Origin of the sequence: Pseudomonas laurylsulfatiphila (assembly GCF_002934665.1) — a bacterium.
In the GTDB taxonomy this organism is placed as follows: Bacteria; Pseudomonadota; Gammaproteobacteria; order Pseudomonadales; family Pseudomonadaceae; genus Aquipseudomonas; species Aquipseudomonas laurylsulfatiphila.
The window spans coordinates 122,893-136,671 of sequence record NZ_NIRS01000008.1 but is presented as its reverse complement, the minus strand read 5'-3'; the positions used below and the strand labels follow the sequence as shown (position 1 = coordinate 136,671).

Annotated in this window: 10 protein-coding genes; all 10 read left to right on the top strand. The window is 61.4% G+C overall.

The annotated features are described in order from the left end of the window. Positions 1–73: 73 nt before the first annotated feature. The 10 genes from hutH to mdoH all read left to right on the top strand — a co-directional run bounded on the left by hutH (position 74) and on the right by mdoH (position 13,644). Complete coding sequence (gene hutH, locus CD175_RS27090; protein WP_104451131.1) at positions 74–1,606, top strand: histidine ammonia-lyase; 1,533 nt, start codon at positions 74–76, stop codon at positions 1,604–1,606. Positions 1,607–1,715: 109 nt separating this feature from the next. Continuing rightward, positions 1,716–3,125 carry an amino acid permease gene (locus tag CD175_RS27085; protein ID WP_104451130.1) on the top strand — a complete coding sequence of 470 codons (1,410 nt, stop codon included), beginning with the start codon at positions 1,716–1,718 and terminating at the stop codon, positions 3,123–3,125. 17 nt (positions 3,126–3,142) lie between these two features. Then, positions 3,143–4,348, top strand: coding sequence for an imidazolonepropionase (gene hutI / locus CD175_RS27080; protein WP_104451129.1), 1,206 nt, complete (start codon positions 3,143–3,145; stop codon positions 4,346–4,348). A 10-nt stretch (positions 4,349–4,358) separates the two neighbouring features. After that, positions 4,359–5,162: an N-formylglutamate deformylase gene (hutG, locus tag CD175_RS27075; RefSeq protein ID WP_104451128.1), complete on the top strand. Its 804-nt coding sequence runs from the start codon at positions 4,359–4,361 to the stop codon at positions 5,160–5,162. Between the two features lie 265 nt (positions 5,163–5,427). Then, positions 5,428–6,375 (top strand): choline ABC transporter substrate-binding protein, encoded by a 948-nt coding sequence (locus CD175_RS27070; protein ID WP_104451127.1) that lies wholly within the window; start codon positions 5,428–5,430, stop codon positions 6,373–6,375. Between the two features lie 154 nt (positions 6,376–6,529). After that, a complete protein-coding gene (locus CD175_RS27065; RefSeq protein WP_104451126.1) occupies positions 6,530–7,435 on the top strand; it encodes an alpha/beta hydrolase in 906 nt (301 codons plus the stop codon). A gap of 104 nt (positions 7,436–7,539) precedes the next feature. Then, entirely contained in the window at positions 7,540–8,511 is a 972-nt protein-coding gene (pip, locus tag CD175_RS27060; RefSeq protein WP_104451125.1) for a prolyl aminopeptidase, read from the top strand. Beyond that, complete coding sequence (gene dtd / locus CD175_RS27055) at positions 8,508–8,945, top strand: D-aminoacyl-tRNA deacylase (protein ID WP_104451124.1); 438 nt, start codon at positions 8,508–8,510, stop codon at positions 8,943–8,945. The genes pip and dtd overlap by 4 nt, the downstream gene beginning before the upstream one ends. A 321-nt stretch (positions 8,946–9,266) precedes the next feature. Further along, on the top strand, positions 9,267–11,081 hold the full coding sequence (locus CD175_RS27050; protein WP_104451123.1) for a glucan biosynthesis protein G: 1,815 nt from the start codon (positions 9,267–9,269) through the stop codon (positions 11,079–11,081). Beyond that, a complete protein-coding gene (mdoH, locus tag CD175_RS27045) occupies positions 11,074–13,644 on the top strand; it encodes a glucans biosynthesis glucosyltransferase MdoH (protein WP_104451122.1) in 2,571 nt (856 codons plus the stop codon). Before CD175_RS27050 ends, mdoH begins: the two co-directional genes overlap by 8 nt. The last annotated feature ends 135 nt before the right edge of the window (positions 13,645–13,779 follow it).

Genomic DNA, 13,779 nt, shown 5'->3' with positions numbered 1-13,779 from the left:
GGGGAAGCGACGGACAACGGATATTTCCGGAGCGTCTGGTAGTTAACAACAAACTCTCAAAAGGAGAATGAACATGACTGCGCTTAATTTGATTCCCGGCCAACTGAGCCTCGCCCAACTGCGTGATGTCTATCAGCAACCGGTCAAACTGACCCTCGATCACAGCGCTGCAGCCCAGATCGAAGCCAGCGTGGCCTGCGTGGAGCAGATCCTCGCCGAGAACCGCACCGCCTACGGCATCAACACCGGTTTCGGCCTGCTGGCCTCGACCCGCATCGCCAGCGAAGACCTGGAAAACCTGCAGCGCTCGCTGGTGCTGTCCCACGCCGCCGGTGTCGGCCAGCCGATCAGCGACGAACTGGTGCGCCTGATCATGGTGCTCAAGGTCAACAGCCTGAGCCGTGGTTTCTCCGGCATCCGCCGCGTGGTGATCGATGCGCTGATCGCCCTGATCAACGCCGAGGTGTACCCGCACATTCCACTGAAAGGTTCGGTGGGCGCTTCCGGTGACCTGGCGCCTCTGGCCCACATGTCGCTGGTGCTGCTGGGCGAAGGCAAGGCGCGCTACAAGGGTGAGTGGATGGAAGCCACTGAAGCGCTGAAAGTCGCCGGCCTGACCCCGCTGACCCTGGCCGCGAAAGAAGGCCTGGCGCTGCTCAACGGCACCCAGGTGTCCACCGCTTTTGCCCTGCGCGGCCTGTTCGAAGGTGAAGACCTGTTTGCCGGTGCCCTGGCACTGGGCGGCCTGACCGTGGAAGCGGTACTGGGCTCGCGCTCGCCGTTCGACGCCCGCATCCACGCGGCCCGTGGTCAGAAAGGCCAGATCGATGCGGCCGCCGCTTATCGCGATCTGCTCGGCGAGCGCAGCGAAGTCTCCGACTCCCATGAAAACTGCGAGAAGGTCCAGGACCCGTACTCCCTGCGTTGCCAGCCGCAAGTCATGGGCGCCTGCCTGACCCAGTTCCGCCAAGCCGCCGAAGTGCTGGCCATCGAAGCCAATGCCGTCTCCGACAACCCGCTGGTGTTCGCTGCGGAAGGTGACGTGATCTCCGGCGGCAACTTCCACGCTGAACCGGTGGCCATGGCCGCCGACAACATGGCCCTGGCCATCGCCGAAATCGGCTCCCTGAGCGAACGTCGCATCTCGTTGATGATGGACAAGCACATGTCGCAACTGCCGCCGTTCCTGGTGGCCAACGGCGGCGTGAACTCCGGCTTCATGATCGCCCAGGTGACCGCCGCGGCACTGGCCAGCGAAAACAAGGCGCTGTCCCATCCGCATTCGGTGGACAGCCTGCCGACCTCCGCCAACCAGGAAGACCACGTGTCGATGGCGCCGGCGGCTGGCAAGCGTCTGTGGGAAATGGCCGAGAACACTCGCGGGATTCTCGCCGTAGAATGGCTGGCGGCGGCTCAGGGCCTGGACCTGCGCAATGGCTTGAAGACTTCGCCGAAGCTGGAACAGGCCCGCGCCATCCTGCGCAACGAAGTGCCGTTCTATGAGAAGGACCGCTTCTTCGCGCCGGACATCAACGCCGCGACCGAGCTGTTGGCTTCGCGTTGCCTGAACGAGCTGGTGACGACCAAGCTGCTGCCGAGCTTGTAAGGGCGCCATCGCCGGCAAGCCGGCTCCTACAGGAGGCACGTTGAACCTGTAGGAGCTGGCTTGCCAGCGATTCGATTTTGCGTCGAATAACAACAATTAAGGACGAGCAATGCAACAGCCAGCAAAGGGTTTGAAACGCGGGCTCTCTGCCCGACATATTCGCTTCATGGCGCTGGGGTCGGCAATCGGCACCGGGCTGTTTTACGGTTCTGCCTCGGCCATTCAAATGGCCGGGCCTGCGGTGCTGCTTGCGTACCTGATTGGTGGCGCGGCGGTGTTCATGGTCATGCGCGCCCTCGGTGAGATGGCGGTGCACAATCCGGTGGCCGGCTCTTTCGGCCAGTACGCCAGTACCTACCTGGGGCCGATGGCGGGCTTCATCCTCGGTTGGACCTACGCATTCGAAATGGTCATCGTCGGCATGGCCGACGTCACTGCATTCGGTATCTACATGGGCTTCTGGTTTCCGGAGGTTTCCCGCTGGATCTGGGTGCTGGGCATCGTCTCGGTGGTAGGCGGCCTGAACCTGTGCAACGTCAAGGTCTTCGGTGAAATGGAGTTCTGGCTGTCGCTGCTCAAGGTCGGGGCCATTGTCGCGATGATCCTGGGTGGCTTCGGCATCATGTTGTTCGGCATCAGCACGGCGCCCGGCGCCCAGGCGACCGACATCAGCAATCTCTGGAGCCATGGCGGCTTCATGCCCAATGGCGTGGGCGGTCTGATCGCTTCGTTCGCGGTGGTGATGTTCGCGTTCGGCGGGATTGAAATCATCGGTGTGACCGCCGGTGAAGCCAAAGACCCGCAGCATGTGCTGCCCCGGGCGATCAATGCCGTGCCGTTGCGCATCCTGTTGTTCTACGTCCTGACGATGCTGGTGCTGATGTCGATCTTTCCATGGCAGCAGATCGGCAGCCAGGGCAGTCCGTTCGTGCAGATTTTCGACAATCTTGGGATCAGCTCGGCGGCGACCATCCTCAATATCGTGGTGATCTCGGCGGCGATCTCGGCCATCAACAGTGACATCTTCGGTGCTGGCCGCATGATGTACGGCCTGGCTCAGCAGGGCCACGCACCCAAGGGCTTCGCACGGCTGTCGCGCAACGGCGTGCCATGGATGACCGTTGTGGTGATGAGCGCCGCGCTGTTGCTGGGCGTGTTGCTGAACTACCTGATCCCGGAAAACGTGTTTCTGCTGATCGCCTCCATCGCGACCTTTGCCACGGTTTGGGTCTGGCTGATGATCCTGTTTACCCAGGTGGCCATGCGTCGTTCCATGAGCGCCGAGCAGGTCGCACAATTGAAATTCCCGGTACCGTTCTGGCCCTATGCACCGATAGCGGCGATTGCCTTCATGCTGTTCGTCTTCGGCGTGTTGGGCTACTTCCCGGACACCCAGGCGGCCCTGATAGTCGGCGTGGTGTGGATCGTGCTGCTGGTGCTGGCCTACCTGACCTGGGTGAAACCGGCGGCAGGCCAGGCTGCCCTGGTGACGCCGGACCCGACTTTTTCTCATCGATAACCTAACGGAGGCCAAGGATGAAAACGCTCTGGCAACACTGTCACGTCGCAACCATGGCGCAAGGCGTCTACTCGATCATCGAGGATGCGGCCATCGTGACGTCAGGCGCGCTCATTGAGTGGATCGGCCCGCGCGCTGAACTGCCGGCGGGGGATTACCCGGCCGTCAACGATCTTGAAGGCGCCTGGGTCACCCCAGGACTGATCGACTGCCACACCCACACGGTGTTCGGCGGTAACCGCAGCGGTGAATTCGAAAAGCGCCTGCAAGGCGTCAGCTACGCGGAAATCGCCGCCAGCGGTGGTGGCATCGCCAGTACCGTGCGCGCCACCCGCGCGGCCAGTGAAGACGAACTGTTCGCCAGTGCCGCCAAGCGCCTGAAAAGCCTGATGCGCGATGGCGTCACCAGCATCGAAATCAAGTCCGGCTACGGCCTGGACCTGGCCAACGAGCGCAAGATGCTGCGTGTGGCCCGTCGCCTCGGCGCCGAACTGCCCGTCAGCGTGCGCAGCACTTGTCTGGCCGCTCACGCCTTGCCGCCGGAATACACCGATCGCGCCGACGACTACATCGATCACATCTGCGCTGACATGCTCCCGGCCCTGGCGGCCGAAGGGCTGGTCGACGCGGTGGATGCATTCTGTGAATACCTGGCGTTCTCGCCAGCGCAGGTCGAACGCGTATTCATCACCGCCCGGGAACTGGGCTTGCCAGTGAAGCTGCACGCCGAACAATTGTCGTCGCTGCACGGCTCGAGCCTGGCGGCGCGTTACCACGCGTTGTCCGCCGATCACCTGGAGTTCATGACCGAAGACGACGCCATCGCCATGGCCGAGTCCGGTACCGTCGCGGTGTTGTTGCCCGGGGCCTTTTACTTCCTGCGCGAAACCCAATTGCCGCCGATGGATGCCCTGCGCAAGCACGGCGTGAAAATCGCCATCGCCAGCGACCTCAACCCGGGCACCTCACCGGGACTGTCGTTGCGCCTGATGCTGAACATGGCCTGCACCTGCTTCCGCATGACCCCGGAAGAAGCCTTGGCGGGTGCCACGATTCACGCCGCTACCGCGCTGGGCATGGCCGATACCCACGGCTCGCTGGAGGCCGGCAAGGTCGCGGATTTCGTCGCCTGGCAAATCGATCGTCCGGCCGACCTGTCGTACTGGTTGGGCGGCGACCTGGAAAAACGCGTCGTGCGCCACGGCGTCGAGACACATCTGTAGGAGAGCCGTTGTGGATAAGGTACTTAACTTCAAACAAGGCCGCGTACCGCTGCTGATCAGCATGCCTCACGCGGGCGTACGTCTGACGCCTGCGGTCGAGGCTGGATTGATCCCCGACGCGAAAAGCCTGCCGGACACCGACTGGCACATCCCTCAACTCTATGACTTCGCCAATGAATTGGGCGCCAGCACCCTGGCTGCCGAGTATTCGCGGTTCGTCATCGACCTGAACCGGCCGTCAGACGACAAGCCTTTGTACGTGGGCGCGACCACCGGCCTGTACCCGGCGACGCTGTTCGACGGTATCCCGTTATTCCGTGAAGGGCTGGAGCCTTCGAAAGAGGAGCGCGCAACCTATCTGGAACAGATCTGGACGCCGTACCACAGCACCCTGCAGCAGGAACTGGCGCGACTGAAGGCCGAGTTCGGTTACGCGCTGCTGTTCGACGCGCATTCGATCCGCTCGATCATCCCGCACCTGTTCGACGGCAAGCTGCCGGACTTCAACCTCGGCACCTTCAATGGCGCCAGTTGCGATCCACAGTTGGCCAGTCAGCTGGAAGCGATCTGCGCGCGTCACGACAATTACACCCACGTGCTGAACGGACGCTTCAAGGGCGGGCATATCACCCGCCATTACGGCAACCCGGGCGAGAACATCCACGCTGTGCAACTGGAGCTCGGGCAGTGCACGTACATGGAAGAGTTCGAGCCGTTCCGTTATCGCGCCGATCTGGCGGAGCCGACGCGGGTGGTGTTGAAGGAATTGCTGCAAGGGCTGCTGGCCTGGGGCGAGAAGCACTACAACGCATAATGCTTGGTATATAACCCTGTGGGAGCGAGCTTGCTCGCGATAGCTGTCTGTCAGTTACATCTATGTCGACTGATCCACCGCCATCGCGAGCAAGCTCGCTCCCACAGGTATGTGTTTATCTTGAAAGCGCGTCGGAACAGTCGCCACCGTGCAAAACACGGTCGCCACAGGTCGCTTTTACCGCTCGTCTGCTGCGTATTGTTCTGGCCACGGTGCACAAAGACACCGGCCCGATAACAATCCGCTGCCGCACGAGATCATCCTGATGAAAAGACTGTTCGCCCGCTGTCTCTCAATCCTCTGCGGCACCGCTTTCCTGAGCACCAGCGTCCTGGCCGCTGACGATCCCTCCTGCAAGGCCGTGCGCATGGGCGTGGTCAACTGGACCGATGTGATCGCCACCAGCGGCATGGCCGATGTGCTGCTCAACGGTCTGGGCTACGAAAGCAAGCAAACCAGCGCCGTGCAGCAAATCATCTTCGCCGGCATCCGTGACAAGCGCCTCGACATCTTTCTCGGTTACTGGAAACCGGCGATGGATAAAAACATCGCACCCTTCGTCGCTGCCAATCAGGTCAAGGTCATGGACAAGCCGAGCCTGGCCGATGCCCAGGCCACTCTCGCGGTCCCTGACTATGTGGCAGCGGCGGGCCTGAAAACCTTCGCCGATATCGCCAGGTTCAAAGACCAGCTCGGCGGCAAGATCTACGGCATCGAGCCGGGCAGCGGTGCCAACACCACGATCAAGACGATGATCGAGACCAATCACTTCGGCCTGAAGGACTTCAAACTGATCGAGTCCGGTGAGGCCGGGATGCTGGCGGCCGTGCAGCGGGCGGTGAATCGCAAGGAGTTCGTGGTATTCGTCGGCTGGACCCCGCACCCGATGAACATCAACATGAAGATCGACTACCTGACCGGCAGCGAAGACGTGTACGGGCCGAACGAAGGTGCGGCGACCGTATCCACCGTCACCGCCCCGGATTACGCCGAGCGCTGCCCGAACGTCAATCGGTTGCTGGAGAACCTGACGTTCACCGCTGCCCAGGAAAGTCAGCTGATGGTGCCGATCATGGAGCGCCAAACGGCTCAGGATGTCGCCAGAAAATGGCTGCGCGAACATCCCGAGGACCTGCAGCGCTGGCTGGCGGGTGTCAGCAGTTTCGATGGCAAGGACGGCATTGCCACGGTTCAGGCCAGCCTGAAGAACTGACCCCCGTCTGATTTGTGCAAGACCTGTGGGAGCGAGCCTGCTCGCGAGGGCGATCTGACAGTCAACATTGATGTTGGATGTGCCGGCCTCTTCGCGAGCAGGCTCGCTCCCACAGGGTGGGCCCCACACATTTCCCTGAACGGGCACCCGGCTCATGGCTTCTTACCCGCTTTCCAAAGAGATGACGGCATTCGTCGAGAAAACCGTCAGTTTCAACAGCACCGACAGCAGCCTCGCCGGATTGCGTCTGGCCTACAGCGAGATGTGCCGGGCGTTTACTCCGGCACGTCCCGCCGGGTTGTATGTGGTCGACTTCGTGTTGTCCGGCGTTGCTGTCCGTTCCTATCAGCCACCGGTCAGCGGTACGTCGTGCATCGTTTACCTGCATGGCGGCGGCTGGGTGGTGGGGGACCTGGACTCCCACGATTTCATCTGCGCCGAATTGGCATCGACTCTCGGTGTGCTGGTGATTGCCGTCGATTATCGCCGGGCACCGGAGCATCCGTTTCCCGCTGCGTTCGATGATTGCCTGAAGGTCTGGCGAGCGCTGCGCACCGGGCCGTTTCAACTCGTTCCGGAGCGCATGCTGGTGGCCGGTGACAGTGCCGGTGGCAATCTCGCAGCCGCGTTGTGCCTGGCACTGCGCGATGCCAGCGAGCCGTTGCCGTGCGCGCAGGCTCTGATCTATCCGGGGTTGGGCGGCGATCACCGGCTGCCATCGCGCAGTGAGTGCGCCGACGCGCCGTTACTCAGCAACAGTGACGTCGATTGCTATCACGCCCTTTACCTGCGGGGCACCCGCCATCCGAGCGCCTACGCCATGCCATTGCTCGCCACGGATTTCAGGGGATTGCCACCGGCCTGGATCGCCGTAGCGCAGTTCGACCCGTTGCGTGATGACGGCGTGCGGTATGCCGAACAACTGAACGCTGCGGGCGGGGCTGCCACGCTGTATGTCGGCGAGGGCCTGGTTCATGGCTGTTTGCGGGCCCGCGGGCAGATGGTCGAGGTCGACGAGCTGTACCAGGCCCTGTTCGGATACCTGGCGGCAAAACTCTGACTCCGCACGGGCATGCTCATTGACGTAATTCGGGTTTATGATGCCGGACGGCAGAATAATAGAAGTCCCCCCAGGGATGACCTCGACCCCTTACGGAGTGCGCAATGCAGACTTTGTACCCGCAGATCAAACCCTACGCCCGGCACGATCTGGCCGTCGACGAGACCCACACGCTGTATGTCGACGAAAGCGGTTCACCTGAAGGTTTGCCGGTGGTGTTCATCCACGGCGGCCCCGGTGCCGGATGTGATGCCCAGAGTCGTTGCTTCTTCGATCCCAATCTGTATCGCATTGTTACCTTCGACCAGCGCGGCTGTGGTCGCTCCACCCCCCACGCCAGCCTGGAAAACAACACGACCTGGGATCTGGTCGCCGACCTGGAGCGGATTCGCCAGCACCTGGGCATCGACAAGTGGGTGCTGTTTGGCGGCTCTTGGGGTTCGACCCTGGCGCTGGCCTATGCGCAAACCCATCCTGAGCGTGTACACGGTCTGATCCTGCGCGGGATTTTTCTGTGCCGTCCGCAGGAAATCGAATGGTTCTACCAGGCTGGCGCGAGCCGTCTGTTCCCCGATTACTGGCAGGACTACATCGCGCCGATCCCGCTGGATGAGCGTGATGACTTGCTCACGGCGTTCCACAAGCGTCTGGTCGGCAACGACCAGATTGCCCAGATGCACGCGGCCAAGGCCTGGTCCACCTGGGAGGGCCGTACTGCGACCCTGCGTCCGAACCCGCTGGTGGTCGATCGCTTCTCCGAGCCACAGCGTGCATTGTCGATTGCCCGCATCGAATGCCACTACTTCAGCAACCACGCCTTCCTGGAATCGAACCAGTTGATCCGTGACATGGGCAAGATCGCCCATTTGCCCGGCGTGATCATCCATGGCCGCTATGACGTGATCTGCCCGCTGGATAACGCCTGGGAATTGCATCAAGCCTGGCCGAACAGCGAACTGCAGGTCATCCGCGATGCCGGTCATGCCGCTTCCGAACCGGGCATCACCGACGCGCTGGTCCGCGCCGCCGATCAGATGGCCCGGCGTCTGCTCGACCTGGCGCCTGACGAGGCATGAAGGGCCTGCTGCAACGGGTGCGTGGCGCGCGAGTCGAGGTTGCCGGCGAAGTCGTGGGTGCCGTCAATCAGGGACTGCTGGTCCTGGTGGCCGTTGAGCCAGACGATACGCGGGCCAGCGCCGACAAACTTCTTAATAAGCTGCTTAACTATCGGGTGTTCAGTGACGCTGAGGGCAAGATGAATCTGTCCCTGGCGGATGTGGGCGGCGGGCTGCTGCTGGTCTCTCAGTTCACCCTGGCTGCCGATACCCGAAGCGGGCTGCGTCCGGGTTTCTCGACTGCGGCCCCTCCGGCTCTGGGTGAGGAATTGTTCGACTATCTATTAAGCAAAGCGAAACAGGTGCATGGCACTGTGGCATCAGGTAGATTCGGCGCGGATATGCAGGTGCACCTGGTCAATGATGGCCCGGTAACCTTCCTGTTACAGACCTGAAAGCGCTTGAAACAAGTTTTTAAGCTCATTTCGACTGAAAACAGGGTTTTATCGCGATAAATACTTTGTTACCCCTGATGCGTTGTAACGCGGCCTACTAGATAATCGCGCGCTACGGGGATCAGCGTTCGTTGGTCCATTTTGACTTAGGTAGAGACTTGTCTGGATCCGATTGGGGAATCATTTCGCCCCAGCGGAGTCGGAACAATGCTCGCCAACTTGGCAAGAGTGGTTTGCAAGGGCGGTTTTTTCATACCGAACACCGTGCAGACCCTTTAACTGGCCGTTGGTTTTTTGATCTGTTTTCGGCGAGGGTTGCTCGTGATTGTTAGTCCCTGTAACGCACCAAAATTGTCTGCCAAACGGTTACGCAGCGCCCTGGTAGCGGGCTCTGCACTGCTCTGCCTGCTCAGCGCCGGCCAGCTTTGGGCATTCAGTCTGGACGATGTATCGGCCAAGGCAAAAGATCTGGCCGCGCAGAAATACGAAGCGCCGCGCAGTAACCTGCCGAACGAGTTCCGCGACATGAAGTTCGCGGACTATCAGAAAATTCGTTTTCTGACGGAAAAAGCCGAATGGGCTGATCAGAAGACGCCGTTCAAACTGTCCTTCTATCACCAGGGCATGCATTTCGATACGCCGGTGAAAATCAACGAAATCACCGCGAACACCGTCGAAGAGATCAAATACGATCCAAGTCGTTTCGACTTCGGCGATGTGAAATTCGATCCGAAGGCCACCGAACAGCTGGGTTATGCCGGTTTCCGTGTGCTGTACCCGATCAACAAGGCCGACAAGCAAGACGAAATCATGACCATGCTCGGCGCGAGCTACTTCCGCGTCGTCGGCAAGGGTCACGTCTATGGCTTGTCCGCTCGCGGCATGGCTATCGATACCGCGTTGCCGTCCGGTGAAGAATTCCCGCGTTTCCGCGAGTTCTGGATTCAACAACCCAAGCCGGGCGACAAGCACCTGGTGATCTTCGCCCTGCTGGACTCTCCGCGTGCCACCGGCGCCTATCGCCTGACCCTGCGTCCGGGCAGCGACACCATCGTCGACGTCAAGGCGCAGATGTTCCTGCGCGACAAGGTTGGCAAACTGGGTATCGCCCCGTTGACCAGCATGTACCTGTTCGGCGCCAACCAGCCATCGAAAGTGCTGAACTATCGTCGCGAACTGCACGATTCCAGCGGCCTGGCGATCCATGCCGGCAACGGCGAGTGGATCTGGCGTCCGCTGAACAATCCGAAACACCTGGCGGTGAGCAACTTCAGCGTGGAAAATCCGCGCGGCTTCGGTCTGCTGCAACGTGGCCGCGACTTCAGCCACTACGAAGACCTCGACGACCGCTACGACAAGCGCCCAAGCGCCTGGATCGAGCCGAAGGGTGACTGGGGCAAGGGCACCGTCGACCTGGTCGAAATCCCGACCGCCGACGAAACCAACGACAACATCGTGGCCTTCTGGAACCCTGAAAAATTGCCGGAACCTGGCCAGCCGCTCGATGTCGCTTATCGTATGCACTGGACCATGGACGAAGCTGCGATTCACGCGCCGGACAGCGCCTGGGTCAAACAGACCCTGCGTTCGACCGGTGACGTCAAGCAGTCCAACCTGATTCGTCAGCCTGATGGCAGTGTTGCCTATCTGGTGGACTTCGAAGGTCCGTCCCTGGCGGCATTGCCGGCCGATACCGAAGTTCGCAGCCAGGTCAGCGTCGGCGACAATGCCGAACTGGTGGAAAACAGCGTGCGCTACAACCCTGAAACCAAGGGCTGGCGCCTGACCCTGCGAATGAAGATCAAGGATCCGGGCAAGGCCACCGAGATGCGTGCCGCGCTGGTGCAGAACATCGTGCCGGCGGACCTGGCCAAGACCTCGATTCCGTCGTCCAGCTCGTCGGTTGCCAAGGCCGACAAGGTTGCCGCCAAGCAACAAGAGAAAGCGGACAAGGAAGCCAAGCAAGCGGAAGCCAAGCAGGCTGAAGCGAAGCCTGTTGCAGATGCCAAGGACAAGGACAATAAAGACGCCAAGCAGCCTGTCGCTGCCGACGCGGCCCCAGCCACACCGGAATCGGCGCCGACTGAAGAAGTCCTGACCGAGACCTGGAGCTATCAGTTGCCTGCCGATGAGTAACTCTCAAGTACGGCCAGAAACTCTTTCCGAGTATCTGGCGCATCTGCCGATGACCGACGAGCAGCGCGCGGAACTCGCGGGCTGCCAGTCTTTCAGCGAATTGCACGAACGCCTGTCGTCTTCGACGTTCGACGCCCCGACCGAAGCCGCCCAGGCATCGGTCGGCAAACGCCTGACCCTGAGCACTGCCGAAGAGCTGCAGGACGCGGAAATGCTGGTGCTCGACGCCAACGGCCGGGTCTGCCTCAAGGCGACCCCGCCGATCCGGCGGACCAAAGTCGTGCCGGAGCCGTGGCGCACCAACATTCTGGTGCGTGGCTGGCGGCGGATGACCGGTCGTACCAACCCGCCGAAGCCACCAAAGGACGAGCGTGTACTGCCGGCTGCGCGCTGGCGTACCGTCGGTTCGATCCGTCGCTATATTCTGTTGCTGCTGATGCTCGGCCAGACCATCGTCGCTGGCTGGTACATGAAAGGCATCATGCCGTACCAGGGCTGGTCGTTCGTCGACCTCAACGAAGTGCTGCACCAACCGCTGCTGCAAACCGCCACGCAAGTGCTGCCTTACGCCTTGCAGACCAGCATTCTGATCCTGTTCGGGATTCTGTTCTGCTGGGTTTCGGCCGGTTTCTGGACCGCGCTGATGGGCTTCCTCGAATTGCTGACCGGTCACGATAAATACCGTATCTCCGGTAAAAGTGCCGGTAACGAGCCGATTCCAAAGGATGCGCGCACCGCCCTGGTGATGCCGATCTGCAACGAAGACGTGCCTCGGGTATTCGCCGGCCTGCGGGCGACCTTCGAGTCGGTTGCGGCCACGGGTGACCTGGACCGCTTCGATTTCTTCGTCCTCAGTGACAGTAACGACGCCGATATCTGTGTGGCCGAGCAACAGGCCTGGCTGGACGTCTGTCGCGAAGCCGGTGGCTTCGGCAAGATCTTCTATCGCCGCCGTCGTCGTCGCGTAAAACGTAAAAGCGGCAACCTCGACGACTTCTGCCGTCGCTGGGGCGGTGACTACAAGTACATGGTCGTACTCGACGCCGACTCCGTGATGAGCGGTGAGTGCCTGACCAGTCTGGTGCGCCTGATGGAAGCCACGCCGGATGCCGGGATCATCCAGACCGCGCCACGGGCGTCGGGCATGGACACCCTGTATGCGCGCATGCAGCAGTTCGCCACTCGCGTGTATGGCCCGCTGTTCACCGCCGGCCTGCACTTCTGGCAACTGGGCGAGTCGCACTACTGGGGCCACAATGCGATCATCCGCATGAAGCCGTTCATCGACCACTGCGCCCTGGCGCCGTTGCCCGGTAAAGGCGCGTTCTCCGGCTCGATCCTGTCCCACGACTTCGTTGAAGCCGCGCTGATGCGCCGTGCCGGTTGGGGCGTGTGGATTGCCTACGACTTGCCGGGCAGCTATGAAGAACTGCCGCCGAACCTGCTGGACGAACTCAAGCGTGACCGTCGCTGGTGTCACGGCAACCTGATGAACTTCCGCCTGTTCCTGGTAAAAGGCATGCACCCGGTGCACCGCGCGGTGTTCCTGACCGGCGTGATGTCCTACCTGTCGGCACCGTTGTGGTTCTTCTTCCTGGTGCTGTCGACTGCGCTGCTGGCGGTCAACACGCTGATGGAACCGCAGTACTTCCTCGAACCGCGCCAGCTCTATCCGCTGTGGCCACAATGGCACCCGGACAAGGCGATTGCGCTGTTCTCGACCACCATCGTGCTGTTGTTCCTGCCGAAGCTGCTGAGCATCATCCTGATCTGGGCCAAGGGTGCGAAAGAGTTCGGTGGCAAGTTCAAGGTGACCCTGTCGATGCTGCTGGAGATGCTGTTCTCCATGCTGCTGGCGCCGGTGCGGATGATCTTCCACACCCGTTTCGTCCTCGCCGCGTTCCTCGGCTGGGCCGCGACCTGGAACTCGCCGCAGCGTGACGATGACTCCACGCCGTGGAGCGAAGCGATCAAGCGCCACGGTCCGCAAACCCTGCTGGGCTTCTTCTGGGCCATGCTGGTGATCTGGCTGAACCCGAGCTTCCTGTGGTGGCTGGTGCCGATCGTCGGTTCGTTGATGCTGTCGATTCCGGTGTCGGTGATCTCCAGTCGCGTCGGCCTGGGCCTGAAGTCCCGTGACGAGAGCCTGTTCCTGATCCCTGAGGAATACAATCCGCCGCAGGCCTTGCTGGCCACCGACCAGTACACCCATGAAAACCGCTGGCACGCGCTGAACGACGGCTTCGTCCGTTCGGTGGTCGATCCACAGCAGAACGCCCTGGCGTGCTCGCTGGCGACCTCGCGTCACAATCAGGCTGAGCCGATTGAGTGGTTGCGGATCGAGCGGGTGCGGCACGCGATGAAGGTGGGGCCTGAAGGCCTGACCAACAACGAGCGAGTGCAGTTGTTGAGCGACCCGGTAGCCTTGGCCCGCTTGCACGAGCAGGTCTGGAGCGAAGGGCATGCCGAGTGGCTAGGCGCATGGCGCAAGTCGGTCCAGGCCGACCCCCATGCTCCGTTGCTGCCGCTCAAGCCGATGAGCGAACAACCTCAGTTGGCATGATAAAAAAACCCGCGAAAGCGGGTTTTTTTATGGCTTGAAGTTTGTTCTTGGGCTCGCACCAGACTCTGTAACAGCAGTGTTTGGTCGATCGCTTTCGCGGGCAAGCCCACTCCCACAGGTATTTTCGGTGTTCAC

Coding starts and splice junctions, on each gene's coding strand:
- pip (WP_104451125.1), top strand. CDS start 7,540: ATGCAGACTTTGTACCCGCAGATCAAACCCTACGCCCGGCACGATCTG.
- mdoH (WP_104451122.1), top strand. CDS start 11,074: ATGAGTAACTCTCAAGTACGGCCAGAAACTCTTTCCGAGTATCTGGCG.
- hutH (WP_104451131.1), top strand. CDS start 74: ATGACTGCGCTTAATTTGATTCCCGGCCAACTGAGCCTCGCCCAACTG.
- CD175_RS27085 (WP_104451130.1), top strand. CDS start 1,716: ATGCAACAGCCAGCAAAGGGTTTGAAACGCGGGCTCTCTGCCCGACAT.
- dtd (WP_104451124.1), top strand. CDS start 8,508: ATGAAGGGCCTGCTGCAACGGGTGCGTGGCGCGCGAGTCGAGGTTGCC.
- hutI (WP_104451129.1), top strand. CDS start 3,143: ATGAAAACGCTCTGGCAACACTGTCACGTCGCAACCATGGCGCAAGGC.
- CD175_RS27065 (WP_104451126.1), top strand. CDS start 6,530: ATGGCTTCTTACCCGCTTTCCAAAGAGATGACGGCATTCGTCGAGAAA.
- CD175_RS27070 (WP_104451127.1), top strand. CDS start 5,428: ATGAAAAGACTGTTCGCCCGCTGTCTCTCAATCCTCTGCGGCACCGCT.